At 64.4% G+C, this 25,304-nt stretch carries 36 protein-coding genes; 14 read left to right on the top strand and 22 right to left on the bottom strand.

What is annotated here, in order from left to right; genetic code table 11:
* Positions 1-40: 40 nt before the first annotated feature.
* Positions 41-448 (bottom strand): VOC family protein, encoded by a 408-nt coding sequence (locus BUA69_RS09890; protein WP_046137216.1) that lies wholly within the window; start codon positions 446-448, stop codon positions 41-43.
* Positions 449-579: 131 nt separating this feature from the next.
* Between BUA69_RS09890 and BUA69_RS09885 the strand changes: the two genes are divergently transcribed.
* From BUA69_RS09885 to pyrF, 3 genes are all read left to right on the top strand, one after another.
* Positions 580-1,125 (top strand): NADPH-dependent FMN reductase, encoded by a 546-nt coding sequence (locus tag BUA69_RS09885; RefSeq protein ID WP_046137217.1) that lies wholly within the window; start codon positions 580-582, stop codon positions 1,123-1,125.
* A gap of 2 nt (positions 1,126-1,127) precedes the next feature.
* Positions 1,128-1,736 carry a histidine phosphatase family protein gene (locus BUA69_RS09880; protein WP_046137218.1) on the top strand — a complete coding sequence of 203 codons (609 nt, stop codon included), beginning with the start codon at positions 1,128-1,130 and terminating at the stop codon, positions 1,734-1,736.
* Positions 1,737-1,800: 64 nt separating this feature from the next.
* On the top strand, positions 1,801-2,499 hold the full coding sequence (pyrF, locus tag BUA69_RS09875) for an orotidine-5'-phosphate decarboxylase (RefSeq protein ID WP_046137219.1): 699 nt from the start codon (positions 1,801-1,803) through the stop codon (positions 2,497-2,499).
* A gap of 650 nt (positions 2,500-3,149) precedes the next feature.
* Here the strand turns inward: pyrF and BUA69_RS09870 are convergent.
* Positions 3,150-3,500: a VOC family protein gene (locus BUA69_RS09870; protein ID WP_046137220.1), complete on the bottom strand. Its 351-nt coding sequence runs from the start codon at positions 3,498-3,500 to the stop codon at positions 3,150-3,152.
* 134 nt (positions 3,501-3,634) lie between these two features.
* Here BUA69_RS09870 and dapB point away from each other — a divergent pair, with 134 nt between their 5' ends.
* The 3 genes from dapB to BUA69_RS09855 are packed head-to-tail and all read left to right on the top strand — an operon-like array spanning position 3,635 to position 5,505.
* Positions 3,635-4,438: a 4-hydroxy-tetrahydrodipicolinate reductase gene (dapB, locus tag BUA69_RS09865; RefSeq protein ID WP_046137221.1), complete on the top strand. Its 804-nt coding sequence runs from the start codon at positions 3,635-3,637 to the stop codon at positions 4,436-4,438.
* Positions 4,438-4,878, top strand: a complete 441-nt coding sequence (locus BUA69_RS09860; RefSeq protein WP_046137222.1) for an EVE domain-containing protein — start codon at positions 4,438-4,440, stop codon at positions 4,876-4,878. The genes dapB and BUA69_RS09860 overlap by 1 nt, the downstream gene beginning before the upstream one ends.
* 12 nt (positions 4,879-4,890) lie before the next feature.
* Positions 4,891-5,505 (top strand): 2,3-bisphosphoglycerate-dependent phosphoglycerate mutase, encoded by a 615-nt coding sequence (locus BUA69_RS09855; RefSeq protein ID WP_046137223.1) that lies wholly within the window; start codon positions 4,891-4,893, stop codon positions 5,503-5,505.
* A 280-nt stretch (positions 5,506-5,785) separates the two neighbouring features.
* Here BUA69_RS09855 and BUA69_RS09850 read toward each other — a convergent pair whose 3' ends face one another.
* The gene (locus BUA69_RS09850; RefSeq protein WP_046137224.1) at positions 5,786-6,655 is read right to left on the bottom strand and encodes a methylated-DNA--[protein]-cysteine S-methyltransferase; all 870 of its coding nucleotides are present in this window, start codon (positions 6,653-6,655) and stop codon (positions 5,786-5,788) included.
* A gap of 49 nt (positions 6,656-6,704) precedes the next feature.
* Positions 6,705-7,196: a DUF2244 domain-containing protein gene (locus tag BUA69_RS09845; RefSeq protein WP_082094005.1), complete on the bottom strand. Its 492-nt coding sequence runs from the start codon at positions 7,194-7,196 to the stop codon at positions 6,705-6,707.
* Positions 7,197-7,221: 25 nt separating this feature from the next.
* On the opposite strand from BUA69_RS09845, the gene nth reads away from it, so the two are divergent.
* Positions 7,222-7,908: an endonuclease III gene (gene nth, locus BUA69_RS09840; protein ID WP_046137314.1), complete on the top strand. Its 687-nt coding sequence runs from the start codon at positions 7,222-7,224 to the stop codon at positions 7,906-7,908.
* A 69-nt stretch (positions 7,909-7,977) separates the two neighbouring features.
* Here the strand turns inward: nth and BUA69_RS09835 are convergent, their stop codons facing one another.
* Positions 7,978-8,433, bottom strand: a complete 456-nt coding sequence (locus BUA69_RS09835; protein ID WP_046137226.1) for a DUF2214 family protein — start codon at positions 8,431-8,433, stop codon at positions 7,978-7,980.
* Between the two features lie 86 nt (positions 8,434-8,519).
* On the opposite strand from BUA69_RS09835, the gene BUA69_RS09830 reads away from it, so the two are divergent.
* The gene (locus BUA69_RS09830; RefSeq protein WP_046137227.1) at positions 8,520-9,104 is read left to right on the top strand and encodes a TetR/AcrR family transcriptional regulator; all 585 of its coding nucleotides are present in this window, start codon (positions 8,520-8,522) and stop codon (positions 9,102-9,104) included.
* Between the two features lie 65 nt (positions 9,105-9,169).
* A complete protein-coding gene (locus BUA69_RS09825) occupies positions 9,170-10,177 on the top strand; it encodes an adenosine kinase (protein ID WP_046137228.1) in 1,008 nt (335 codons plus the stop codon).
* A gap of 477 nt (positions 10,178-10,654) precedes the next feature.
* Here BUA69_RS09825 and coaA read toward each other — a convergent pair whose 3' ends face one another.
* The 9 genes from coaA to hisB form a co-directional block, all read right to left on the bottom strand.
* A complete protein-coding gene (gene coaA / locus BUA69_RS09820) occupies positions 10,655-11,605 on the bottom strand; it encodes a type I pantothenate kinase (RefSeq protein WP_046137229.1) in 951 nt (316 codons plus the stop codon).
* Positions 11,605-11,928: a phosphoribosyl-ATP diphosphatase gene (locus BUA69_RS09815; RefSeq protein ID WP_046137230.1), complete on the bottom strand. Its 324-nt coding sequence runs from the start codon at positions 11,926-11,928 to the stop codon at positions 11,605-11,607. Before BUA69_RS09815 ends, coaA begins: the two co-directional genes overlap by 1 nt.
* 45 nt (positions 11,929-11,973) lie before the next feature.
* Positions 11,974-12,798, bottom strand: a complete 825-nt coding sequence (gene hisF, locus BUA69_RS09810) for an imidazole glycerol phosphate synthase subunit HisF (protein WP_046137231.1) — start codon at positions 12,796-12,798, stop codon at positions 11,974-11,976.
* Positions 12,795-13,022 carry a hypothetical protein gene (locus BUA69_RS09805; protein ID WP_046137232.1) on the bottom strand — a complete coding sequence of 76 codons (228 nt, stop codon included), beginning with the start codon at positions 13,020-13,022 and terminating at the stop codon, positions 12,795-12,797. The genes hisF and BUA69_RS09805 overlap by 4 nt, the downstream gene beginning before the upstream one ends.
* The gene (locus BUA69_RS20755; RefSeq protein WP_052950802.1) at positions 13,019-13,354 is read right to left on the bottom strand and encodes a hypothetical protein; all 336 of its coding nucleotides are present in this window, start codon (positions 13,352-13,354) and stop codon (positions 13,019-13,021) included. The genes BUA69_RS09805 and BUA69_RS20755 overlap by 4 nt, the downstream gene beginning before the upstream one ends.
* Positions 13,351-14,079 (bottom strand): 1-(5-phosphoribosyl)-5-[(5-phosphoribosylamino)methylideneamino]imidazole-4-carboxamide isomerase, encoded by a 729-nt coding sequence (gene hisA, locus BUA69_RS09795; RefSeq protein WP_046137316.1) that lies wholly within the window; start codon positions 14,077-14,079, stop codon positions 13,351-13,353. Before hisA ends, BUA69_RS20755 begins: the two co-directional genes overlap by 4 nt.
* Positions 14,076-14,729, bottom strand: a complete 654-nt coding sequence (hisH, locus tag BUA69_RS09790; protein WP_046137233.1) for an imidazole glycerol phosphate synthase subunit HisH — start codon at positions 14,727-14,729, stop codon at positions 14,076-14,078. Before hisH ends, hisA begins: the two co-directional genes overlap by 4 nt.
* Positions 14,726-15,082, bottom strand: a complete 357-nt coding sequence (locus BUA69_RS20955; protein WP_046137234.1) for a DUF2628 domain-containing protein — start codon at positions 15,080-15,082, stop codon at positions 14,726-14,728. Before BUA69_RS20955 ends, hisH begins: the two co-directional genes overlap by 4 nt.
* Before the next feature lie 139 nt (positions 15,083-15,221).
* Positions 15,222-15,809, bottom strand: a complete 588-nt coding sequence (gene hisB / locus BUA69_RS09780; protein WP_046137235.1) for an imidazoleglycerol-phosphate dehydratase HisB — start codon at positions 15,807-15,809, stop codon at positions 15,222-15,224.
* A 298-nt stretch (positions 15,810-16,107) separates the two neighbouring features.
* Here hisB and hslV point away from each other — a divergent pair, with 298 nt between their 5' ends.
* The 3 genes from hslV to hslU are packed head-to-tail and all read left to right on the top strand — an operon-like array spanning position 16,108 to position 18,483.
* On the top strand, positions 16,108-16,668 hold the full coding sequence (gene hslV / locus BUA69_RS09775) for an ATP-dependent protease subunit HslV (protein WP_046137236.1): 561 nt from the start codon (positions 16,108-16,110) through the stop codon (positions 16,666-16,668).
* A complete protein-coding gene (locus BUA69_RS09770; RefSeq protein ID WP_046137237.1) occupies positions 16,665-17,183 on the top strand; it encodes a GNAT family N-acetyltransferase in 519 nt (172 codons plus the stop codon). Before hslV ends, BUA69_RS09770 begins: the two co-directional genes overlap by 4 nt.
* Positions 17,176-18,483, top strand: a complete 1,308-nt coding sequence (hslU, locus tag BUA69_RS09765; RefSeq protein ID WP_046137238.1) for an ATP-dependent protease ATPase subunit HslU — start codon at positions 17,176-17,178, stop codon at positions 18,481-18,483. Before BUA69_RS09770 ends, hslU begins: the two co-directional genes overlap by 8 nt.
* Positions 18,484-18,535: 52 nt before the next feature.
* Here hslU and BUA69_RS09760 read toward each other — a convergent pair whose 3' ends face one another.
* The 4 genes from BUA69_RS09760 to BUA69_RS09745 all read right to left on the bottom strand — a co-directional run bounded on the left by BUA69_RS09760 (position 18,536) and on the right by BUA69_RS09745 (position 20,819).
* A complete protein-coding gene (locus BUA69_RS09760) occupies positions 18,536-19,048 on the bottom strand; it encodes a hypothetical protein (protein ID WP_052950803.1) in 513 nt (170 codons plus the stop codon).
* Positions 19,049-19,117: 69 nt separating this feature from the next.
* Complete coding sequence (locus tag BUA69_RS09755; protein WP_046137239.1) at positions 19,118-19,486, bottom strand: helix-turn-helix domain-containing protein; 369 nt, start codon at positions 19,484-19,486, stop codon at positions 19,118-19,120.
* Complete coding sequence (locus BUA69_RS09750) at positions 19,483-20,082, bottom strand: Smr/MutS family protein (protein ID WP_046137240.1); 600 nt, start codon at positions 20,080-20,082, stop codon at positions 19,483-19,485. Before BUA69_RS09750 ends, BUA69_RS09755 begins: the two co-directional genes overlap by 4 nt.
* Before the next feature lie 26 nt (positions 20,083-20,108).
* Positions 20,109-20,819 carry a Tim44/TimA family putative adaptor protein gene (locus tag BUA69_RS09745; RefSeq protein WP_046137241.1) on the bottom strand — a complete coding sequence of 237 codons (711 nt, stop codon included), beginning with the start codon at positions 20,817-20,819 and terminating at the stop codon, positions 20,109-20,111.
* A gap of 177 nt (positions 20,820-20,996) precedes the next feature.
* Here BUA69_RS09745 and BUA69_RS09740 point away from each other — a divergent pair, with 177 nt between their 5' ends.
* A complete protein-coding gene (locus BUA69_RS09740) occupies positions 20,997-21,452 on the top strand; it encodes an FxsA family protein (protein WP_052950804.1) in 456 nt (151 codons plus the stop codon).
* Between the two features lie 77 nt (positions 21,453-21,529).
* Entirely contained in the window at positions 21,530-22,051 is a 522-nt protein-coding gene (secB, locus tag BUA69_RS09735; RefSeq protein ID WP_046137319.1) for a protein-export chaperone SecB, read from the top strand.
* A 259-nt stretch (positions 22,052-22,310) separates the two neighbouring features.
* Here the strand turns inward: secB and dnaQ are convergent, their stop codons facing one another.
* The 4 genes from dnaQ to BUA69_RS09715 are packed head-to-tail and all read right to left on the bottom strand — an operon-like array spanning position 22,311 to position 25,049.
* Positions 22,311-23,009, bottom strand: coding sequence for a DNA polymerase III subunit epsilon (gene dnaQ, locus BUA69_RS09730; protein ID WP_046137242.1), 699 nt, complete (start codon positions 23,007-23,009; stop codon positions 22,311-22,313).
* Entirely contained in the window at positions 23,006-23,602 is a 597-nt protein-coding gene (coaE, locus tag BUA69_RS09725; protein ID WP_046137243.1) for a dephospho-CoA kinase, read from the bottom strand. Before coaE ends, dnaQ begins: the two co-directional genes overlap by 4 nt.
* Before the next feature lie 2 nt (positions 23,603-23,604).
* Entirely contained in the window at positions 23,605-24,435 is an 831-nt protein-coding gene (locus BUA69_RS09720; protein WP_046137244.1) for a shikimate dehydrogenase, read from the bottom strand.
* On the bottom strand, positions 24,432-25,049 hold the full coding sequence (locus BUA69_RS09715; RefSeq protein ID WP_046137245.1) for a Maf family protein: 618 nt from the start codon (positions 25,047-25,049) through the stop codon (positions 24,432-24,434). The genes BUA69_RS09720 and BUA69_RS09715 overlap by 4 nt, the downstream gene beginning before the upstream one ends.
* Positions 25,050-25,304: the final 255 nt, after the last annotated feature.

Genomic DNA, 25,304 nt, shown 5'->3' with positions numbered 1-25,304 from the left:
ATGCCGGGCCCGACAAGCCGCCGGGGGCTGGTCCGCTGACTTATTGCGGCTGGATGAAGCTGGGATCCATCCAGACAAATTCCCAGATATGGCCGTCGAGATCGGCAAAAGCGCGCGAATACATGAAGCCGAGTTCCTGCGCCGGGCGCGGCTCGGTGCCGCCGGCGCCCAGCGCTGCATCCACCACCGTGTCGACCTCGGCGCGGCTTTCGCGCGAAATCGCATAGAGGGCCTGGGTTTCCTTTTTCGCGTCGGAGAGCGGCAGGGAGATGAAGTCTTTGAATTTGGCGTGGGTGAGCAGCATGAAATAGATGCCCTCATCCACCACCATGGCAGCGGCGGTCTCGTCGGTGAACTGGGGATTGAAGCGAAAGCCGAGGGCGCCGAAAAAGGCCTTGGTGGCATCGAGATCACGGACCGGCAGGTTGACGAAGATGTTGGTGGCCATGGACTGCACTCCATTACTTAAGTGATAACTTAACATAGGCAGCGTCGTTTCCGGGAGTCAAGCATGCGCCCTTGCGGCGCAGGAGAGCGCCGGGCACTGTCAGGGCGAAATCTGAACCCAGGGCCCACGTCATGCTCACTGCCGTCACGCTTTCCGGCTCGATCCGCAAGGGATCGTATAATCGCCAGCTGCAAATGCTGGTTGGCGCCAAACTGGCGGAGGCGGGCGTGGCCGTGACGGCGCTGGACCTGGCCGATTACCCGATGCCGATCTTCAACGAGGATCTGGAGCCCGACAATGTGCCCGAGGCGGCCGGTCGGCTGGCCGAGCTCTGGCGCAGCCATGACATCGTCTTCATCGCCAGCCCTGAATATAATGGCGGCGCCAGCCCGCTGATCGTCAATACGCTGGCCTGGATCAGCCGGCAGCGGCCCAGCCCGTTCCGCCATGCGGTGTTCGGCATTGGCGGGGTCAGTTCGGGCAAATACGGCACCATCTGGGGGCTGAGCCATTTGCGCGAATCGCTGACCAAGGTGGGCACGCTGGTGGTCCCGACATTGTTGGGGATCGGACCGGCCAGTGAAGCGTTTGATAGCGAGGGGCAATTGGTGGAGAAATCGATCCAGGCCAAGATGACCCAGATGGTCCATGAACTGACCCATTTCAGCCGAGGCTAGCCATGCTTGCGCTCTATCTCAGCCATCCGCAGGTGCTGCAGGACCCCCATGTGGCGGTGCCGCAATGGGGCCTGTCGCCCATTGGTCGCGAGCGAGCCGAGGCGCTGGCGGCCCGGATGGTGGTGCCGGCGGATGCGATGATCTTTACCAGCACCGAGCGCAAGGCGCGCGAGCTGGCCGAAATCCTGGCGCGGGGTGCCGGCAACGCCGTGATTGCCGAAGAGGAAATGGGCGAGAACGATCGCAGCGCCACCGGCTATCTGGCGCCGCAGCAATTCGAGGCCATGGCCGACCGCTTCTTTGCCGAGCCGCAGGTGAGCGCGGCGGGCTGGGAGCGCGCCATCGATGCGCAAAGTCGCATTGTCGCGGCGGTGGGCGAAGCCCTGGCGCGGGCGCCGACAGGAACACCAATGGTGTTTTGCGGACATGGCGCGGTGGGTACGCTGCTCAAATGCTTTGTCGGCGGACGCGCCATTGCGCGCAGCGAGGACCAGAGCCGGATCGGCCACAAGGGTGGCGGCAATGGCTTCATCTTCGACCTGGCGGCAATGCGGCTGGGCAGCGACTGGATGGCGTTCGAGGACCTGCCTATCGACTGGGAACAGCGCTAGCGCGGTTGCAGCGTCAGCGGAATTCTGGCAAGGCAGGCCAACGCAAAGACATCGGAGACAGATCATGAGCGGGCAACTGATTGTTGGCCTCGACGTTTCGTCGCGCGCGCAGGCCGAAGCCATCGTGACGGCGCTGGGCGACAGCGTCGACTTCTACAAGATCGGCTATCAGTGCTTTTACGGCGCGGACGGCTATGCGCTGGGCAAGGCGCTGCTGGCCGCGGGCAAGAAGGTGTTCTTCGACCTCAAACTGCTCGATATCGACAACACCGTCGAAAAGGGCGTGGCCGCCATCGCCGATACCGGGGCGACCATGCTGACCGTGCATGCCTATCCCAAGACCATGCGCGCCGCCGCCAGGGCTGCCGAAGGCTCGGGGCTGACGGTGCTGGGCGTGACAGTGCTGACCTCGATGGACGATGCCGACGTCAAGGAAGCCGGTTATGAGCGCGACGCGGCGGGCCTCGTTGCACTGCGGGCGCAGCAGGGGCGCGACGCCGGGATTGGCGGGCTGGTCGCCTCGCCGCATGAAGCCGAGATGGTGCGCACCATTGTGGGGCCGAAGCTGGCCATCGTGACGCCGGGGATCCGGCCGGCCGGGGCTGATCTGGGCGACCAGAAGCGGGTGATGAGCCCACGCCAGGCGCTGGATGCCGGCGCGACGCATCTGGTGGTGGCGCGCCCGATCATCGCGGCGGCCGATCCGGCAGCGGCGGCGCGGTCGATCCTGGCCGAGATGAATGCGGGCTCGCGCCTAGCTTAGGTTTTTCGTCTCCCAATGGCGAGCCGCCCGCGGAGGTAATCCGCGGGCTTTTTCATGCGCGTGCCGGGGTGAGAATGGCCCCCGGATCCAGTCCGGGGGCGGCCGGTGGGTGGGGATGAAGGCGGGCGCGGGGCAGTGGGTGCGATGTTTCGACCATCGTCATCACCCGGCTCGTCCGGGTGATCCAGTCTTTGACCCGGAAAGATGGATTGCCCGGACGAGCCGGGCAATGACGGTGGGGGGAGTGTGGTGGTTTTTTGGGAAAATGTCGGGCTGTCGCAGGCATATCGCCCATTCCCGGATCATCACCCTCGGGGTTTGGACGAGGGTTCTTTCCCGTCGCATCGGGCCTCCGGATCCAGTCCCGGGGGCAGCGCGGTGGGGATGGATGGAGGCGGGCGTGGGGCAGTGGGTGCGATGTTGCAACCATCGTCATCACCCGGCTCGTCCGGGTGATCCAGTCTTTGACCCGGAAAGATGGATTGCCCGGACGCGCCGGGCAATGACGGTGGGGAAATGCGGTGGTTTTTCGGGAAATGTCGGGCTGTCGCAGGCGGATCGCCCATTGCCGGATATTCACCTCGGGAGTTGGGCGAGCCAGCGGCCGCGAAGGCGCCCGCCAGCCTGCCGCCTTCAAAGCCCAAAAATCCCTAATAGGTGTTTTTCAGCGGCTGGGTGAAGATCAGTTGATTGCCGTCGGGGTCGCGGAAGATGGCGGTTTTGACGTAGTCGCCGATGCGCTTGGAGACCGGGGCAATGTCGCGGCTGGCGAGTTCGGTGACCAGCGCGGCCAAATCATCGACGATCAGGGTGACGCTCGAGGCCCCGGCGCGGTCACTGTCGGTGAAGACCTGGACCCAGCCCCCGGTGGTGAATTTCCACTCGGCGATGTCGGCCAGCGGGCGGGCGTCGGCGGGGCGGCCGAACACTTGCTCGTACCACGCGAGCACCGCCGCGAGGTCATCGACGGCGATGCCGGCCAGCGCGTTGGTGATGGTCATAGACGTTCCTTAATCGCAGTTACCCTCGAAGCTTAGCATGAATGGCACAGTGTTGGCGTTTGCGGCGGGCGCTGCTATAGCCGAAGCACTATTGAGCCGCCTGAATATGGCGCAAGGTTGATCGGGAGACGGGAATGGCTGAACTCAGGGTCGTGGTGGCTGGGGCGGGTGGGCGCATGGGCGCGGCCAATATCCGCGCCGTCACCAGCCTGGCGGGGCTGACCCTGCATGCCGCTATCGACCGCGCCGGAGCACCGGCAGTGGGACGCGATGCCGGGCTCTATGCGGGGATCGAACCACTTGGCGTGGAGATTTCCGAGGACATCGAGGCGGCGCTGGATGGCGCCGACGCCATCATCGATTTTACCGCGCCGGCTGCCAGCGTGGCGCTGGCACAAAAGGCCGGGGCGCGCGGGCTGATCCATGTCATCGGCACCACCGGGCTGGGCGAAGCCGACGACGTGGCGATTGCCGCAGCGGCAAGCGGGGCGCGGATCGTCAAGTCGGGCAATTTCTCGATGGGCGTGACGGTTCTGGCCAATCTCGTGCGCAAGGCGGCCGAGGCGCTGGCCGAATACGATATCGAAATTCTCGAAATGCACCATTCGCGCAAGGTCGATGCGCCATCGGGCACGGCTCTGCTGCTGGGCCAGGCAGCGGCCGAGGGGCGCGATATCTCGCTCAGGGACCATTCGGTGCGGGTGCGCGATGGCCATACCGGGCCGCGCGAAAAGGGCACGATCGGCTTTGCCACCTTGCGTGGCGGCACCGTGGTGGGTGAGCACAGCGTGATCTTTGCCGGCCCCTCCGAGCGGATCGAAATGATCCACCGCGCCGAAGACCGGGCCATTTTCGCGCATGGCGCGGCGCGCGCGGCACTGTGGGCGCAGAGCCAGCCCAATGGGCTTTATGCCATGACTGACGTGCTGGGCCTCTGATGGCAGCGCACCCCGCCTATTGGATCGGGGTGGCGGCTGCTGCCCATGTGGCCATCGGCCGGGCGGATGGCATCGTGATGTTCGCCCATGGCGACCACAGCGCCGCCAAGCGGGTGCAGCCGGGCGACTGGTTCGCTTATTATTCGCCAACCCAGACGCTGGGTGGCAAGGACAGCGTGCGGCGCTTTACCGGTATCGGCGTGATCGAGCCGGGTGAGCCCGAACAGATGCTGATGGCGCCTGGAATGACCGGCTGGCGCCGGCGGGCGCGTTATCTCGATGCGCAGGACGCCGATATCTATCTGCTGCTGCCCCAACTTTCCTTCGTGACCAATCCCAGCCATTGGGGCATGTATTTCCGCAAATCGCTGTTTGGCATCGGGCGGGAGGATTTTCTCCGCATCGCCACGGCCATGGGCGTTGGCGACCCTATCAACTGATCGGAGACAAGAATGACCGGAACCCTGATCCTCGTGCGCCATGGCGAGAGCGAGTGGAACCTCAAGAACCTCTTCACCGGCTGGCGCAATCCGGGCCTGACCGAGAAGGGGATCGGGGAAGCCCGCGCCACCGGCAAGGCGCTCAAGGCCAAGGGCATCGTGCCCGATCTCTATTACACTTCGGCGCTGCGCCGGGCCCAGCACACGCTGGACCTGATGCTCGAGGAAATGGACATTCTCAATGTCACCATTACCCGCAATGTGGCGCTGAACGAACGTGACTATGGCGAGCTGTCGGGGCTCAACAAGGACGATGCCCGGGCCAAGTGGGGCGAGGAGCAGGTGCTGATCTGGCGCCGCTCGTTCGATGTGCCCCCGCCGGGCGGCGAGAGCCTCAAGGACACCGCGGCACGTACGCTGCCCTATTACGAGGCCGAGATCCTGCCGCTGCTGAAGGCCGGCAAGACGGTGCTGGTGGCCGCGCATGGCAATTCGCTGCGGGCGCTGGTGATGGCGATCGAGGGGCTGACGCCGGACGAAATCCTCAAGCGCGAAATCGCCACGGGCCAGCCGACGATCTATCGGATCGGCGCGGATGGGCAGCTTGAGGGGCGGGTGGAGATTTAGCTCCCGCCCACGGGGCTGTGCACGGGCTTCGTCCGTGGATCACGCTCACCTCTGCACAAGCGGCGAATGGCCCCCGGATCAAGTCCGGGGGCAGCGCGGTGGGTGGGGAGGGGACTTATTCGGGGGTCCTCTGGGACAGCAACCGCGATGTCATTCCGGCGCAGGCCGGAATCCATGCTGTGTTCCATCCATGAACTGGATGCTGCAGAGAGCCTTCGGAATGGATCCCGGCCTGCGCCGGGATGACCCGGTGGGTGGGACCCAGGGTTTCACGTGAATCCTAGTGGGCGGCGGAGATGACACCGGCTTCCCAGCCGAGGATGGCGCGTTTGCGCGGGACGCCCCAGTGATAGCCGGTCAGGGCGCCGGAGGTGCCGACGACGCGGTGGCAGGGGACGACGAAGGAAATCGGGTTTTTGCCGACAGCAGCGCCGACGGCGCGGGAGGCGCTGGGGCGGCCGATATGGCTGGCAACTTCGCCATAAGTGGTGGCGCAGCCGACCGGGATCTTGAGCAGCGTTTCCCAGACTTTCACCTCGAAATCGGTGCCGATCAGCACCACGCGCACCGGATGGTCGGCGGACCAGCGGGCGGGATCGAAGGCCTGCGCCGCCAGCGGGGCGATGCGGGCGTCGTTGCGGGTGAAGCGGGCATTGGGCCAGCGGCGCGCGAGATCCTCAAAGGCCTGCTCGATGCTCGTTTCGGCATCGGCAAAGCCGAGGCCCGACATGCCATATTCGGTGGCGGTGACCACGGCCGTGCCGAAGGGCGAGGGCGCGGCGCCCCAGACCATGTCGATGCCGGCGCCACCGGCGCGGAACACGCCCGGCGGCATGGCCTCGTAAGTCACGAACAGATCATGTAGGCGCGAGGTCGAGGACAGGCCGACCTCATAGGTGGTGTCGAGGACGCTTTCCTGGGCGCGCAGCAGCGACTTGGCATGGTCGAGCGCCACGGCCTGGGCGAAGGATTTGGGACTGAGCCCGCACCAGCGGCGGAACAGATCGGTCAGCTGGCGCTCGGTCAGGCCCAGCGCCCGGGCGAAGCGCCCCAGATCGGCCACGTCCGGGCCGGTCTCGCTGAGATAGCGGATGGCGGCGCGAATGGTGTCGTAATCGGTGGCGGGGGTGGCAGTCGCGAGCGTGTTCATGGCCCCAATGTAGGAGCGCCAGCGCGGCAAAGCGACCCGATTTTGACGATCAGAACCGCCCGCTGCGGGCCTGGCGCAGGGCGGTGCCGAAGGCCTTGCCAAAGCTGGACTTGTCATCCAGCGTCAGGAAGGCGCCGATTTCGGTTTCCTCGCCGCCGGCGCGGAGCTTGAGCGCCGTGGTGCGCTCATCGTAATCGCGGTCGAGCTGCAGGCGCAGGGTGCGCGGATCGAAACGCTTGGTCACGGCATTGCCCTTGGCATCGGTGACCGTGATATCCAGCCGATCGGGCCAGAGGGTGATCTGCTCGCGCCGCTTACCGGCGTTCATCGAAACGCGCAGCGCCCAGATGATGGCGATGATATCGAGGCCCATAAAGCCGATGATCGGCCAAGCGCCGAGCGAGAAGAAGATCAGCCCGGGCAGGGCGCCCAGCACAATGATCAGGGCAATGACGATGCGCATGCCGCGCAGGGTCATGGACCGGTGGGGCGTCAATTCTGCCGCGAACAACGGCGACGTGGTTGTGGCTTGCAAGGGCATGATGAGTGACTATAGCCGCAGAATCATGGGCGAGAGAATGGCGAAGCCAAGAAAAGTGAAGTCGCTGTCGAAGGCGGACGTGGAATCGATTTTCGCGCGCTTCGCGCAAATGGACCCCGAGCCCAAGGGCGAGCTGGATTACAGCAATGCCTTTACCCTGCTGGTGGCGGTAGTGCTGTCGGCGCAGGCAACGGACGTTGGGGTCAACAAGGCCACCAAGGCGCTGTTCCAGCTGGCCCCGACCCCGGCTGCGATGGTGGCGCTGGGGCAGCAGGCGATCGAAGATCACGTCAAGACGATCGGCCTGTATCGGACCAAGGCCAAGAATGTCTATGCGCTGAGCCAGCTGCTGCTGGAGCGGCATAATGGCGAAGTGCCCGATACGCGCGAGGAACTCGAGGCGTTGCCGGGCGTGGGGCGGAAAACCGCCAATGTGGTGCTCAATATCTGGTTCAAGCAGCCGACCATTGCGGTGGACACGCATCTGTTCCGCGTCGGCAACCGCACCGGCATAGCCCCGGGGGCGACGCCGCTGGCGGTGGAACTGGCCATGCAGAAGGCGGTACCCGAGCGCTACCTGCTGCATGCGCATCACTGGCTGATCCTGCACGGGCGTTACATCTGCAAGGCGCGCAAGCCGGAATGCTGGCGCTGCATCATTGCGGAATGGTGCCAGTTTGAACCCAAGACACCGGCGCCGGTGCAGAAATAGCGGCTCCCCAAGGCGTCATCCCGGCGAAAGCCGGGATGACGACTTATGGCTTGGTTGGTCGGCTCTGGCCTAGAGGCCGTAGCCGCGGGCCATGGCGGCGGCGAAGATGGGGATGAGGGCGAGCAGGCCGATCTGGGCATAGAGGATGGGGCGGAGGGTGGCGATCTCGGTGGCCGGCGGCGCGTAATCCGGATCGGCCTTGGCCTGGCGGCTCCAGCCGAGGATGGCCATGGTCGGGCGGATCGACAGCAGGCCAGCACCTAGGAAGGCGCCAATCTTGCCCCAGAACACCCAATTGCTCAGGTAGTATTCCGCGCCCGACGCACCGAAGAACACCCGCAGGAAACCGGCGACGATGACAAGGCCGGCGACACCGCCATAGGCGCCATCGATGCGGGCCAGCTGGTTGAGGCGCGGCCCGGCAAGACCCGGACGCAACAGCGCAAACTCGGCGGCGAGGATGCCGACCAGCGTGAAAACGGCAAGGTGGTGCAGGATGGCCAGCAGCAGATCGATATCAGGCATCAGAGCCTCACCTAAACTTCTTGCGGCCTTGCATCGTCCGCCGATGATGTTAACAGTGACCACATAAGTAGAATTCAGTGTAAGCAATGTCAACATCTCTGCCGAAACCCCAACCCTACCACCATGGCGACCTGCGCCGGGCGCTGCTGGATGGCGCCATGGCCATGCTGGAAAGCGGCGGTGCCGCCAATTTGGGGCTACGCGAGCTGGCGCGGCTGCTCAAGGTCTCGCCCGCCGCCCCCTATCGGCATTTCGACAACAAGATCTCGCTGCTCGAGGCATTGGCGGTGCGCGGCTATCAGCAATTCAGCGCGCAGATGAAAGAGGCCGCCATCGGCGACACCCCGGAAGCGCGGCTGGCGGCGATGGGGCATGCCTATGTCCGCTTTGCGCTCGACAATATGGAATTGTTCCGGCTGATGTTCTCGCCGGAGCTGAAGCGGGCCAACCGGCCGACGCTGCGCATGGCGGCGGACGCGGCGTTTGAAACGCTGCGCATTGCCACCGCCACCAGCAGCCCCGATGGCGGGCGGATCGCGGCGCTGCAGGCCTGGGCCAAGGTGCATGGGCTGGCCATCCTCTTGCTCGACGGGCAGATCGCCATTCGCGAGGGCGAGAACCTGGATGGGCTGATCAGGGCCATCATCGGGACCGAGCCGGCCGGCGCTTAAGCGTTGCGCCGCCGGGGTCGATCCGCTACATCGCTCGGGTAATCCCTCACATTTTCGGACCCGCAATGGCCCAGACCCGCTTCGACGTCCTCACCATCGGCAATGCGATTGTCGACATCATCGCACCGGCCGAGCAGGGCTTTATCGAAGCCGAAGGCATGAGCCGTGGTATCATGCATCTGATCGATGCGGATCGCGCCATCGACCTTTATGGCCGCATGCCGGCCGGCAAGCAGCAGATTTCGGGTGGCAGCGCCGCCAATACCGCCGCCGGCGTCGCCTCGCTGGGCGGCCGCGCCGCCTTTGTCGGCAAGGTGGCCGAGGACGAACTGGGCGATTTCTTCGACGAGGATTTCCGCGCCATCGGCGTGCACTACGCCACGCCGCGCCTGATCCATGGCGCCCCCACCGCGCGCTCGATGATCTATGTCTGCGACGACGATGGCGAGCGCACCATGAATACCTATCTGGGGGCCTGCCAGCAGCTGACCGAGGCCGACATTGTCGAGGACGAAATCGGCGGCGCGGCGATCACCTATATGGAAGGCTTTCTGTGGGACCCGGCTGAGGCCAAGAAGGCGTTTGTGCGCGCCGCCCATTATGCCCACAAGCACGAACGCGCTGCCGCCTTCACGCTGAGCGATCCGTTCTGCGTCGATCGTTTCCGCGATGAATTCCTCGACCTGATGCGCAGCCAGACCATGGATTATGTGTTTGCCAATGTGCATGAGCTGAAGTCGCTGTACCAGACCGACGACCTGGGCGAGGCGGTGCGCCAGATTGCCAAGGATGCCGAACTGGCCGCGATCACCATGGGCGCCGATGGCGCCATGGCCATCCATAATGGCGAGATCGTTTCGATCCCGGCCTATGCCATCGACAAGGTGGTCGATGCCACCGGCGCCGGCGATCTGTTCGCCTCGGGGTTCCTCTTGGGCATGGCGCGCGGCCAGACGCTGGAAAGCGCCCTCAAGACCGGGTGCCTCGCCGCATCGGAAGTGATCACCCATATCGGGGCGCGGCCACAGCTGGATCTGGAAGAGCTGAGCAAGCAGCACGGGCTGGCCGGGTAGGCGTCTGGACGCCGCGACTGAAGAGGGCCTTGTCCCGAGGGGTTGGCGTAAACACTGCGCCCAGTACGCGCTGGTAGTGGCCCACGGGTCGAGCCCGTGGGCAGCCCGGTGGGTGGGCTGGGCTCAACTCACCGCACTGTGCAGTGCAGCTCCGCTCCGTTTCAGCACCAGCGTCATCACCGGGCTTGTCCGGGTGATCCATCTTTCATGCGGTGGAAGAGTGGATTGCCCGGACGAGCCGGGCAATGACGATTGAGGAGGGATGGAATTTACCCCTAAATCGCGGTCTGCGTGATGCCTGCGCGCCGCGTGTCCAACACCCACTGTGCTGCCCGCGGGCTTGACCCGCGGGTCATTCGCCGCAAACACCGAGATATCTTGGCGCGCTGATAGTGGCCCACGGGTCGAGCCCGTGGGCAGCGCGGTGGGTGGGGTGGGATCCGGGGTGGCGGCCGTGACCCGAACGCCCCGTAACCATCAAACCCGGCGCAGTTGCACTTCCTCGATCAAATGGCTCTTGCCCTTTTTGAGGATCAGGTCGGCGCGGCCGCGGGTGGGGACGACATTGTCCAGCAGGTTGGGCAGGTTGATGGTCTCCCAGACCTTCTGGCCGAAGGTGCCGGCCTCGTCCTTGCTCATTTCCGAGAAGCGGCGGAAGAACGAAGTGGGGTCGCGGAAGGCGGTTTCGCGCAGGCGGAAGAAGCGCTCCATGAACCAGTCGCGCAGGTCCGCCTCGTCGGCGTCGATATAGACCGAGAAATCGATGAAGTCGGAGGCAAAGACAATCGGCTTGCCGGTGCGCGGCAATTCGCCGGGCTGCAGGATGTTGAGACCCTCGACAATCAGGATATCGGGGCGCTCGATCGTCACTTCCTCGCCCGGCACCACATCATAGACCAGGTGGGAATAGACCGGGACCTGCACCCGGGGCTTGCCCGATTTGATATCGGCCAGGAAGGCAACGAAGCGCGTGCGATCGTAGCTTTCGGGAAACCCCTTGCGCTCCATCAGCCCGCGCTCGGTGAGCACCGCATTGGGATGCAGGAACCCGTCGGTGGTGACCAGATCGACCTTGGGGCTGGAGGGCCAGCGCTGCAGCAGGGCCTGCAGGATACGCGCCGTGGTCGACTTGCCCACCGCGACCGAGCCAGCGACGCCGATGATGAACGGCACCTTCTGGTCGGGGGTATTGAGGAAGCGGGTCGAGACATTGTGCAGGCCCTGGACGGCCTCGACATAATAGGAGAGCAGGCGCGTCAGCGGCAGGTAGATCTCCTCGGCTTCCTTGAGCGAGATCGGATCGGACAGGGTGCGCAGGCGCTTGATGTCCTCGGCGGTCAGGGTCATCAGCTCGCCATCGCGCAGCTTGGACCATTGGGCCTTGGTGAACCGGTGATAGGGCGCCGGAACGGCAGCACGCCTGGCCATTAGCGATCGCCCCGGCGGCCGGCTTTTTCAGCGAGGCCGGACTGGGCGGTGCGGCTTTCCAGCTCGGCCATGACCGCGCTCAGCGGCACATCGGCGGCGCGCAGCAGCACCAGCAGGTGATAGAGCACGTCGCCGGCCTCCTTGGTCAATTCGGGCTGGTCATTGCCGACAGCGGCGATCACCGCTTCGGTGGCTTCCTCGCCGAGCTTTTGCGCACATTTGGCGACGCCGCGGCTCAACAGCTTGGCCGTATAGCTTTCCTCGGGGGAGGCGGCGGCGCGCATGGCCAGACGGGCATCGAGGTCTTCGAGGGTAAAGCTCATCGGGGTCTCCGAGCGTCAGCAAAAACAGGGTAGGCTCTTCCGGACCTAAGCGGCGCGGTCCATACGCACGGCAATGCCATGGCTCTGCAGATACTGCTTGGCCTGGGGGATGGTGAAGGTGCCGAAGTGGAAAATCGAGGCGGCCAGCACGGCGCTGGCATGGCCTTCGCGCACGCCCTCGACCAGGTGATCGAGCGTGCCGACGCCGCCCGAGGCAATCACCGGAACTGCCACCGCATCGGCAATGGCGCGGGTCAGGGCGATATCAAAGCCCGAGCGGGTGCCGTCGCGATCCATCGAGGTCACCAGCAATTCGCCGGCGCCGCGCTCGACCATGCGGGCAGCGAACTCTACCGCATCGAGCCCCGACGGCTTGCGGCCGCCATGGGTATAGATTTCCCATTGGCTTTCCTTGTCCTCGCGGCGGACCGCCTGGCCGTTATCGCCACCCACCGCCTGATCGAGCCGCTGCTTGGCGTCGACGGAAACGACGATGCACTGATTGCCGAACTTGTCGGCGGCGCGGGAGATGAAATCGGGATCGGTGACGGCAGCCGAATTGATCGCCACCTTGTCGGCGCCCGAGAGCAGGAGCTTGCGGATATCCTCGATGGTGCGCACGCCGCCGCCGACGGTAACCGGCATGAAGCAATGCTCGGCGGTGCGGGCGACGACATCGAAAATGGTCTCGCGGCCTTCATGGCTGGCGGCGATATCGAGGAAGCAGAGTTCATCGGCGCCGGCGGCATCATAGGCAATGGCGGCCGCAACCGGGTCGCCGGCATCGATCAGATCGACAAACTGCACACCCTTGACCACGCGGCCATCCTTGACATCGAGGCAGGGGATCAGGCGGGTCTTGAGGCTCATGAACGGGGATCCTTGTTGCGGCGCTTCAACACGGCAAACAGCGTGAACAGCAGCGAAAACAGCCACATGAAAAAGGCAAAGACGGCGATCAGCGCCACCCAGGAGGGCAAATAGCCGGCGATCGCGGCATAGAAAGCGGCCAGGATCGGCAGGATGGGCAGGCCATACCAGAGGAAGTTGACCCGCTGCACCAGGATGGCGCGGGGCTGGCGCTGTCGGCTCATGCGGCGCCTCCCGGTTGGGTGCGGCGCCAGGCGAGGCGGTGGATGATCAGCATGACCGGCCAGACGATCAGCGCCCCCCCGCCCAGCGGCAGGGTGACCAGCATGAACCAGCCCATGACGCCGGTGGTATAGAGCACGCCGCCAATATCCTGGCCCAGGACGAGGCAGGGATTGATGCCGGCTTCATTGACCACGCAGCCGGTGGCCTCGGCAACCAGATAGGTGAAGCACACCGAGAGCACGGGCCAGAGGGCAAACAACAGGATCATCACCAGCACGATGGTGTAGAAGCGCCAGGGAAAGCGGCGGACCTGGGCAGGTTGGGTGGTCACGCCGCCCTCAGCAGAGCCAGTGCTTCACGTGAATCAATGCGCCCGTCATAGAGCGCGCGGCCGGAAATGGCGCCTTCCAGCACCTGATAGTCCGGCCGGGTCATGCGCTCGATATCGTCCATCGAGGCGAGGCCGCCCGAGGCGATGACCGGAATGGAGGTGGCGCGGGCCAGCTCCAGCGTCGCGTCCCAGTTGATCCCAGCCAGAATGCCGTCGCGGTCGATATCGGTATAGATGATCGCCGCCACGCCGGCGCCCTCGAAGCGCTTGGCCAGTTCGATGACGCTGAGTTCGGAGGTTTCCGCCCAGCCTTCGACCGCCACCATGCCGGCGCGGGCATCAATGCCGACAGCCACCTGGCCGGGGAAGTTTCTGGCCGCCGCTTTGACCAGCTCGGGATCGCGCACGGCGACCGTGCCGAGGATGACGCGGGCCAGGCCCTTGCCCAGCCAGCTTTCGATATGGCCGAGATTGCGAATGCCACCGCCCAGCTGCACCGGGAAATTCACCGCCTTGAGGATGGCATCGACCGCCGATCCATTGACGCTTTCGCCGGCAAAGGCGCCGTTGAGATCGACGACATGGAGATATTCAAAGCCCTGGTCCTCGAACGACTTGGCCTGCGCGGCGGGATTGTCGTTGAACACGGTGGCCTGGTCCATGTCGCCCAGCTTGAGGCGCACGCACTGACCGTCCTTGAGATCGATAGCGGGAAACAGGATCACGGCGTCCACCTCAAAAAATTCTCGATCAGCTTCAGGCCCAGCGCCTGGCTTTTTTCCGGGTGGAACTGGGTGCCAAAGATATTGTCGCGGCCGACAGCGGCGGTCACCGGCCCGCCGTAATCGGCGATGGCGAGGCGGGTATCGGCACTGTCGGTGACCAGGTGATAGGAGTGCACGAAATAGGCGTGCAGCCCATCGGGGCCATCGGGAATGCCGGCCAGCAAGGCATGGGGCTTCTGCACGGTCAGCGTGTTCCAGCCCATATGGGGAATCTTGAGGCCGGGATCGGACGGGGTCAGCCGCTCGACGGCGCCGGGGATCCAGCCAAGGCCGGGGGTCACGGTCTTTTCGCGGCCCTCGCTGGCCAGCAGCTGCATGCCGACACAGACGCCCAGGAACGGCACGCCGCCGGCGATCACCCGCTCCTCGAGCACTTCGCGCATGCCGGCGACGGCATCGAGGCCCGCCTTGCAATCGGCAAAGGCGCCGACGCCGGGCAGCATGATGCGATCAGCGCGACGCACGGCTTCGGGATCGGCGGTGACGAGAATTTCGGGCGGGGTATCGAGCGTGGCGGCAACGCGCTCGAAGGCATTGGCCGCCGAGCGCAGATTGCCGGCGCCGTAATCGATAATGGTAACTAGGCTCATCGTTCTGCCTGCAGGAAAGAGAGACGGGCGAGGTCGGCGGTCGGGGCCACGACATCGCCGCGATGGCGCCAGCCCCGCCATGCCAGACCATGGCGGCGCAGGCTGGCGGCGGCGAGGCCGCACCAGAGCGCCAAGGCCAGATAGAGCCAGCCGGTGGCGGACGCGCCGATCCAGTCGCCGAGATAGGCGAGGGCAGCGACCAGCACGATGAAGGCGATCAGTTCCAGCCACAATCCATGCACAATGGCGAAGACCGGCGGCAGCAGCGCCGCCAGCCAGGAGAATTTCTCCGGGATGGCGCGGGGAGCGGCGGGCTTGCCCGGCCGGGGCGCAAAGATCGCGTAGAGGGTCATGACGGCTCCACAAAGGCGGTGTGCCCACCGATTGCGACAGCGGTCCTGTCGAAATCCGGACATGGTCCCCGGTCTGGTCCGGGGTGACACCGTTATCGGGGTGGACTTAGAGCAAAATGCCCCGAGTTTAAAGGCCTTGCTACAGCGTGCCCTTGGTCGAGGGAATGCGATCGGCGGCGCGGGGGTCGATCTCGACCGCATCGCGCAGGGCGCGGGCCACCGCCTTGAACATCGACTCGGCCAGATGGTGGTTGTTGTCGGTATAGAAATTCTCGATGTGCAGGGTAATACCGGCATTCATGGCGAAGGCCTGAAAGAATTCGCGGAACAGCTCGGTATCCATCTCGCCGACCTTGTCGCGGCTGAATTCGGCCCGGAACACCAGGAAAGGACGGCCGGACACATCCAGCGCGGCGCGGGTCAGCGTGCCGTCCATCGGCAGGTCGCAGCTGGCATAGCGGCGGATGCCCTTCTTGTCACCGAGAGCTTTCGAAATGGCCTGGCCGATGGCAATGCCCACATCTTCCGCCGTGTGGTGGAAATCGATGTGCAGGTCACCCTTGCAGGACACGTCCATGTCGATCAGCGAGTGGCGCGACAGCTGGTCGAGCATGTGATCGAAAAAGCCGATGCCGGTGGCCATGGCATGGGCGCCGGTGCCATCCAGATTCACTGCGACCGTGATCTCGGTCTCGTTGGTCTTGCGGGCAATCTGTGCAGTGCGCATGCGGGCGGTCTCCGGGAATACGGGGGCTCAGTAGCAGATAGCCACGATGGCGTGAAGATTGGGTTGAGGGGCGATGTAGGTCAGCTTGTTCCTGACCCAGCCACCGGCGCTGCCCTAAAGGAAACTGGATCTCGGCTTTCGCCGGGATGACGCGGTGGGTGAAACGGGAAGGCGCGGAGGCGGCAGCCCCCTCGTATCGCCAGCTCACGCAGAGGAGAACAGGCCGGCGCAGAACCACGCATTGCAATCGCTCGACCGTTCCCTAAATATCACCCAACAGTTCTGGAGTATTTTTCCAATGAGTGAGAGCAATTTCCCCGGGTGGCACGGGACGACCATCGTTTCCGTGCGCAAGGGCAATAAGGTCGTGGTGGCTGGCGATGGCCAGGTTTCCATGGGCCCCACGGTGATGAAGCACACCGCCAAGAAGGTTCGTCGCCTGGCCGGCGGCAAGGTGATCGGCGGATTTGCCGGCTCGACCGCCGATGCGTTCACGCTGTTCGAGCGGCTTGAAGCCAAGCTGGAGCAATATCCCGACCAGTTGATGCGCGCTGCCGTCGAATTGGCCAAGGACTGGCGCACCGATCGCTATCTGCGCAAGCTGGAAGCCATGATGATCGTGGCCGACAAGACCGATACCCTGGTACTGACCGGCACGGGCGACGTGCTGACCCCTGACCATGGGGTCATCGCCATTGGTTCGGGTGGCAATTACGCCCATTCGGCCGCGCTGGCGCTGCATCAGGCGACCGAATTCGATGCCGAGGACATTGCCCGCCGGGCCATGAAGATCGCCGAGGAAATCTGCGTCTATACTAATGGCAATGTGACGCTTGAAACCATCGAGCTCAGCGCGTGAGCTTTGCCATCAGGCGCCTGACGGGAAGTGACGTTGCGGATTATCGCGCCATCCGGCTCGAGGCCCTGACCAATCACCCCGAGGCCTTTGCCAGTACGCCCGAGCAATTCGTGCAGCGGACGCCGGACGAATTGCGGGCGGTGCTGGAGGCCATGGTCTTTGTCGGCGCCATCCGGCCCGATGGCAGCCTTGCCGGGATCATGGCGTTGGAGTTCGGCAGCGGGCGGGAAGCCCATCGCGCCTGGCTCTACCAGGTCTATGTGCGGCCCGACATGCGCGGCACCGGCTGCGCGCAGGCGCTGCTCGACGCGGCGCTCGCGCATAGCAAGGGCAAGGTTGCCCAGGTCCATCTGGGCGTCGCTGCCCATAACGAGCCGGCGATCCGGCTCTACCAAAAGGCGGGGTTCGTGCGCTACGGAACCGATCCCCGCTCGCAATTCGTGAACGGTCGCTTTGTCGACGAACACCTGATGGTGCGCTTCCTGGATGAGGCACCTGGAGAAACACATGAGTGAAACCAATTTTTCCCCGCGCGAGATCGTCAGCGAACTCGACCGCAATATTGTCGGCCAGCATGACGCCAAGCGCGCCGTCGCCGTGGCCCTGCGCAATCGCTGGCGCCGCCAGCAGCTGGACGCCGACATGCGCCGCGAGGTGACGCCCAAGAACATCCTGATGATCGGGCCGACCGGGGTTGGCAAGACCGAGATCGCGCGCCGGCTGGCGCGGCTGGCGCAGGCGCCCTTCATCAAGGTTGAGGCCACCAAGTTTACCGAAGTGGGCTATGTCGGCCGCGATGTCGAGCAGATCATCCGGGACCTGGTGGAAGCCGGGATTTCGCTGCTGCGCGACAAGCGCCGGGCCGACGTGCAGGCGCAGGCCCATCACAATGCCGAAGAGCGCGTGCTCGATGCCCTGGTGGGTACGTCGGCAACGCCGTCGACCCGCGACAGTTTCCGCCGGAAGCTGCGCGACAACGAACTCGACGACAAGGAAATCGAAATCGAGATGACGCCGCCCCAGGGCCTGGGGGGCATGGAAATCCCCGGCATGCCCGGCGGCATCGGCATGATCAATCTCAGCGAGATGTTCGGCAAGGCAATGGGCGGGCGCGGGGTCAAGCGCAAGGTCAAGGTGAAGGACGCCTATGAGCCGCTGATTGCCGAGGAAGCCGACAAGCTGCTCGACCAGGACCAGCTGAAAAGCGAAGCCGTCGACCTGGTGGAAAACCACGGCATCGTCTTCCTTGATGAAATCGACAAGATCGCCATCCGCGAAGGCGCGCCCAGCGGCGGACCATCGCGCGAAGGCGTGCAGCGCGACCTGCTGCCGCTGATCGAAGGCACCACGGTTTCGACCAAGTATGGTCCGGTCAAGACTGACCATATCCTGTTCATCGCCTCGGGCGCCTTCCATGTCAGCAAGCCCAGCGACCTGTTGCCGGAATTGCAGGGCCGCCTGCCGATCCGGGTCGAGCTCAAGGCGCTGACGCGGGACGATTTCATCCGCATCCTCAACGATACCGAGGCCAGCCTGATCAAGCAGTATGTCGCCTTGATCGGCACCGAAGGGGTGACGCTGGACTTCACCAGTGACGCGATCGAGGCGATCGCCGACGCGGCGGTCAAGGTCAACAATTCGGTCGAAAATATCGGGGCGCGGCGGCTGCAGACGGTGATGGAACGGCTGGTGGAGGATATTTCCTTCGAGGCCCCCGACAAGCAGGGCCAGACCATCCGCATCGACAAGGCCTTCGTCGCCGAAAAGGTTGGCGTGCTGGCCCAGGATACCGATCTGAGCAAATTCGTGCTGTAGCGCACCAACACCACGACGACACGGCCGCCGGGTTCGCCTGGCGGCCTTTTTTTCAGATCAGCGCCGCGATCCGCGCCGCACCGAGCGCCTGGATGCAGGCATTGCGGGCCGGCATCAGCGCCGGATCAAGAATGGCGGCGACCGCGACCAGCGCGTCATCGATGAAATCCACCGCCCCAGTCACCGGTGCAGTGACCGGTGCGGCGCTGGCGCCATCGCGGCAGATAGCGCTGGCGCTATAGCGTTCGGGGATCAGCCCGAGCACGCCGGCGGGATTGTGCGTCAGCGCCTGCGACAGCGCCATCCGCAGTGCGTCGGCCGTCCCGGCATCCGTGCCGGGCGCCAGCAGCGGCACCAGATCGAGCCAATCCTGTTCGCCCGCCCGCATATGGGTGAGCACCTGTGCCCAGGGATCATCGGCCCCGGGCCGGTTATCGAGTGATTGCACCACGGTGGCGGCGTCCTGGGCCGCCAGCATGGCCTGGAGCATGTCGGGTGTGAGATCAGCGGCAAGGATGGGGCTGGTCAGCCCGGCAAGGATGGTCACGACAGTCAGACTGCGCATGGGAACCTCCTGGCATATGCCGCAGAATACACCTGCCGACCGCGCCAAGCCAGGCGAATGCGAGTGGGATCAGCGGCTGCGACCGGAGCGCTTGATCAACTCGTTGCGCAGGAATTTGAGATCCTCCACATCGAGCTTGCCGATATCGGCGGCGAGCCGGTTGGTCAGCTCGGTGGCTTCGGGGGCGAGGCCGGCGGTGTCGATGGTGATCTTGGGATCGCTCATTTCGGCGAGGCGCTGGAGTTCCTCGGCCTCGTCCCAGATGACGTTGAAATAGGTGATCATCCGATGCAGCAGGAAACCGGTCGGCTTGCCGCGGCGGCCATGTTCGAGGGCCGACAGATAGGCGCTCGAGACATTGAGTGCCGCCGCCATGTCCTTGAGGGAAACCCCGCGCTCTTCACGCAGAGCACGGATGCGCGCGCCGAGCGGGGTCATGAGCGGCGCAGGCGCACATACCACGCCCCCTCCCCACCATGGCCGCGCGCCGCCACACTCCAGCCGGAAATCAGCGGCGACAGCGCGGGTTCGGACAGCCAGATCGGCAGCATGGTGCGCAGGATGCCGCGCTCGGTCATGGCCGCGATATAGTCATTATCGGTTTTCTGGCCCTTGCCGGTGATGACCAGAATGGTGCGATCGCCGCGGGCAAAGCGGGACTGCACATAGCGATGCAGGGCGCCCCGCGCCTCATTCTGGGTCATGCCATGCAGATCGATGGTGCCATCGATCTCGATACGGCCACGGCCGAGCTTTTTGGTGATGGTCGGCTCGATGGCGCGCTCGGGCGTTGGCGCCGAGGGCAGGGGCGCCTGATAGGGCGGCAGGAAGGGTTGGCGCGGTGGCTTGCGGGTTGGTGGCGCCTTGGTGGGCGGGGCGGCAGCAGCGGCCGGCTCGGGGGCCGGTTCCGGCATGGGCAGCGGGCCGCCGCCCAGTTTCAGCAGACCCTTGCGGCGCAGGGGATCGACCGTGGCGGCAACAGCCGTCCACAGGTGAAAGTCGTGCGGCAGGCGCTTGGGATCACGCTTGGACATGAATGCAAACGGCCTGCCGCTCGGGGTTAGTCGAGTGGGCTGGTGGTCACGAGCTTCCAGTTCGGATCGCGCGACTTGGGATTGCGCACGAAGGTCCATTCATCGGCGATCGACTGCACCTGGTCGGCATTGCCTTCCACCAGATTGCCATCCTTGTCGCGGGTGGCCGAAACCACCTCGGCATGGAAGCGAATGGTGACCAGCACATTCTTGCGGTCATATTCGGCGTCGGCATATTCGACCTTGGGCAGGCCGACAAAGGTGAAGTCGACGGTCTGGCCGGCGGCTTCGCGATCGGCAATGGCGCGCTGGAAGCCGTCAAAGACCTCCTTCTCCAGGAGATTTTTGAGCGTATTGCGGTCGCCGGCGGCAAACGCGGTCACGATCATTTCATAGGCCTGCTTGGCGCCATCGAGGAACGATTTGGGCGTGAAGGTCGGATCGACCTCGGCCACGGCCTTGAGCCCGGCCGCCAGGCCTTCATTGCCGCGCGAGAACTGCTCGATTTCGGCTTCGAGCTTGCGGGCCCGGCGTTCGTCGTCGAGTTCGGGGGCAGCAGTACCCTGCGGGCGCAGCGGCACCACGGTATCATCGGACTTGGCGGCGTCGGGCTTGCGCCGCTCCAGCGGTGGCCGTTCGGTGCCGGTTCGAGTTCCCAGCACGGAGCGCAGGCGGAACAAGATCACCACCGCGACGCCGATGACAATGAGGGTGGGAAGATCGAAAAACTCGTCCATGGGCCTATTACACCTGTTGCTATTGCGCCGAAACGAGCCTGCCGCCCGAAGCGCGGCGCTCGCAGCGCGCGAAAACTGTCCTATATATAGGGAAAGCTTCACCCTGAAACCAGTTCACGTTGGAGCGAGAATGCTATGAGACGCGACAAAACCACTCGATCACGAGGATAAGAGCCCTTGGCCCGCTTGTTTCTGCTTGGATTTCTGCTGCTGCCGATCATCGAAATCGCCCTGTTCATCAAGGTTGGGCAGTGGATCGGCCTGTGGCCGACCCTGGCGCTGGTGGTCGGAGCGGCTGTGCTTGGCGTTGCCCTGCTGCGCCGGCAGGGGCTGTCGGTGCTGACGCAGATGCGCAGCAATGTCAGCGCCGGCAAGGTGCCCGGCCAGGCAATTGCCGACACGATGATGATCGGCCTGGCCGCGATGCTGCTGATCATTCCGGGGTTTTTCACCGATGCGATCGGCCTGGCGCTGCTGCTGCCGGCGGTTCGGGCCATGATCTACAAGGCCTTGGCCAGCCGGGTGAGCGTAGTCGAAACCTCAAGCTATCGGCGCTATGGGCCGGCCAATGACCCCACCATCAAGGGGCCAGACACCATTGACCTCGATGAAGACGACTATCGTCCGCACTAGCAAGTCGTCCCGTGCTTGTCCGTCCGGCGCAAAGATGTTAGCCCCAAGCAGCAAAATTCTCGGCAAAGGACCAGATGATGGCTGACGAAAACCAGGGCGCCGCAGCGCCGCAAGCCAGCAACGCCCCCACGATGAATCTCGTGGGCCAGTATATCCGCGATCTCAGCTTCGAAAATCCGGGCGCACCGGCCTCGATCATGGCCGGTGGCGGCAATCCGGCGTTCAATGTCTCGATCAGCGTTGCGGTCAAGAAGCAGGCCGACGACGTCTATGCGGTCGAATTGACGCTCAACGCCAAGGCCAATCGCGAACAGGCCATCCTGTTCAATGTGGAGCTGGTCTATGGCGGCGTCTTCCGCCTCAAGAACATTCCCGAGGCCCAGCTCAGCCAGCTGCTGATGATCGAATGCCCGCGCCTGATCTTCCCGTTTGCGCGGCAGGTGCTGGCCAGCGTCACCCAGCAGGGTGGCTTCCCGCCGCTGATGATGGAGCCGGTCGACTTTGCCTCGATCTATCGCCAGAACCTGGCCCAGCTCGCCGCCAAGCAGGGCGCTGCCCCGCTGACCGCCGAAAACGCCGATGCCGACAAGCCGAACTGAGGCTGTCGCAGAGTGATTTGAAAAACCCGGGTCCCGTGCCCGGGTTTTTTGTTTTTGCCACTGAAGGGTGCGCCGGTGGGTGATCCACGTTCACCGGGTCATTCCCGCGTTGGTGGGAATCCACTCTTTGGCGGCGTCCCACAAAAGTCAGAATGGATTCCCGCCTGCGCGGGAATGACTCCGTGGGGGTGGGGAATGCACAGAGTGTCGGAAATAGGCGCCGAGATCCACCGGCCCAAAAGTCCCAGCGTCTACGACGCTACGACGCCTCGTACTTCGCCCAGATCGAATCGGGGCCCATGGCGGCGATGAGGGCGGCGTGGGCGGCGATTTCGGCGTCGGAGATGCGGGGCCGCAGCGGGGAGGGACGCTGGGCGGCCACGGCGATGGTGGCAATGCCTTCGGCGCCCGAGACGCCGGTTTCGGCCATCAGCGCCAGACTGACCTGCTTGCCGCCGATCAGCTCGAGATAGACCTCGGCGAGGATCTCGCTGTCGAGCAAAGCGCCGTGCAGGGTGCGGCGGGAATTGTCGATGCCATAGTGCTTGCAGAGCGCATCGAGGCTGACGCGGGCACCGGGATGCACGCTGCGCGCCAGCATAACCGTATCGAGCACGTCATTGCTCAGCACCGGCTGGCCAAGCTTGGTCAGCTCGGCATTGAGAAAGCCCATGTCGAAGGGGGCATTGTGGATGATGAGCCTGGAATCGCCGATGAAATCACGGAAATCACTGGCCACGTCGGCAAAAACCGGCTTGTCGGCGAGGAATTCCTCGGACAGGCCATGCACGCGAAAGGCCTCTTCGGGCATCGAGCGCTTGGGATTGATATAGACGTGATAGGTGCGTCCCGAGGGAATGTGGTTGAGCAATTCAACACACCCGATTTCGACCAGACGGTCGCCGCTGGCCGGTGACAGGCCGGTGGTTTCGGTATCGAGGACGATTTCGCGATTCATTGCTGCCCTTGCCGCGCCTGGATCGCGGCCACCAGGGCGCGGACCATGGCTTGGGTCTGCGCCAGCGTGCCGCCGGTATCGAACAGATAGGTTGCCCGTGCCTTCTTTTCGGCCTGTGGCAGCTGCCGGGCAAGGATGGTGTCGAGCTTTTCCACGGTCATCCCCGGCCGCGCCAGAACCCGCTGGCGCTGGATAGCCTCGTCGACAAAGGTCACGCCCACGGCATCAAAGCCATAATCATAGCCGCTTTCGAACAGCAGCGGCACTTCGACCACGGCCAGGGCCGCGCCCGATTGCTCCGCCTTGTCCATGAAGTCCTTGATACGGGCACGGACCAGCGGATGCACCACGGCTTCGAGGCGCTTGAAGCCGGAGGGATCGGCGGCAAGGCGTTGCGCGAGCAGATTGCGGTCGATGACGCCATCAATGGCGACACCGGGAAACAGCGCTTCGACGGCAGCGACGGCCTCGCCGGCATAGAGCTCGGCCACGGCGGCATCAGCCGAGAAGACCGGCACGCCCAGGGTCCTGAAGGCGTCGAGAACCGTCGATTTTCCGGTTGCGATCGACCCGGTTATGCCGATCCGCCACATGGTCAATGCTCCAATGTCGCTTCGATGCGGGCGCGCAGGGCAGGCGTCACTTGGGGGCGGATGCCAAACCAGGCTGCAAAGCCCGGCACGGCCTGATGCAGCAACATGCCCAGCCCATCGACAATCGGCAAGCCACGCGCTGCTGCATCGGCCAGCAGGGGGGTGATCAGCGGCGCATAAACGATGTCGGTCACCAGCGCGTTTTCCGGCAGCAGGTTGAGGTCAAGGCCATCGAAACGGGTGCCGTGCATGCCGATGGATGTGGTGTTGACCACGAGGCCGGCGCCCGGCGCCAGATCGGCAAAGCTATCCAAGCCATGCGCGGCAAAGAGCCCCTCGATATCGCCGACCAGCGCTTCGGCATTGGCGCGGGTGCGATTGAGCACATGCACCTTGCCGACGCCACGGCTGCGCAGCGCCACGAGGATGGCGCGGGCGGCGCCGCCAGCACCGAGCACGATGGCTTCGTGCAGATCATCCGACCAGCCGGGCGCCTTGGCATCGAGATTGCCGAGAAAGCCCAGATAATCGGTATTGCTGCCATGCACCTTGCCGCCAGCGACCACCAGCGTATTGACCGCGCCAATGGTGGTGGCAAGCGGATCGACGCTATCGCAAAGGGCGAAGACGGCTTCCTTGTGCGGAATGGTGACATTGCCGCCGGCAAATTCGCCGCTGCGCAGACGATCGAAAAAGTCCGGCAGCTCGGCGGGCGCGACGTCGATGGCGCTATAGCTGCCATCAATGCCATGCTCCGCCAGCCAGGTGCGATGGATGATGGGCGAGCGCGAATGGGCGATCGGATGACCGATGACGAAGGCCTTGATAGTCAAAGGGAATTGTCTCCGCCTGGCTGGGCCAGCGTCTGGGGGGCATGTTCGCGCAAGGCGGCCAGAAGCGGCAGTAATGGCAGGCCCAGAATGGTGAAATAGTCGCCGGTGACGGTTTCGAACAGGCGAATGGACGGGCCTTCCAGCCGATAGCCGCCGACGGAGGACAAGATGGCATCGCCTTCGCGATCGAGCACATCGTCGCGATCGGCAGCGCTGAAATCGCGCATGGTCAGTTCGGCCGTTTCGACGCCCGACCAGAGCAGCAGATCATCCTGCACCAGCGCGACCGCGGCATGGAGCCGGTGGGTCTTGCCCTTGAGGCGATCCAGCTGCTCGGCCGCGGCGGCGCGCGTTTCCGGCTTGTGCAGCAGCTCGGTGCCCAGGGCCAGGGTCTGATCGGCGCCGATGACGATGGCGCCGGGATGCTGGGCAGCAATGGCGGCAGCCTTCTCGCGGGCCAGCAAGAGAGCGACATCGCGGCCCCCGGCGCCCGAGGCAATCGCCGCGGTTTCCAGCGTGCGTTCATCGACGCTGGCGGGATGGGTGGCAAAGTGCAAACCGGCCTGAGCCAGCAAGGCTTTGCGGGTGGAACTGGCAGACGCAAGGATCAGCATGGGACTAGGTTTTTCCACAGTGTCATCCACAGCTCAAGCCTTGGCTGTGATAATGACTCATAGTTTTGCGTGATCGGCCGAACTGTTCGACCTCGCTAAGAATTCGTTAACACTTTAGCCCCGGTGGGTATCGGCGAATTGCTATGGATAGGTCTGGGGATAACCTGGCTTGGCGGGGCACCCGAAATGACAGAGTTTTGCACAGGGTCGGCGTTTTGTCGGTAACCCCGGAGTCACCCGTTAAGACTTCATTAA

This window comes from Devosia limi DSM 17137 (assembly GCF_900128975.1).
Lineage (GTDB): Bacteria > Pseudomonadota > Alphaproteobacteria > Rhizobiales > Devosiaceae > Devosia > Devosia limi.
The sequence above is the reverse complement of the archived record's forward strand: the minus strand, read 5'-3'. Positions and strand labels throughout refer to the sequence as shown.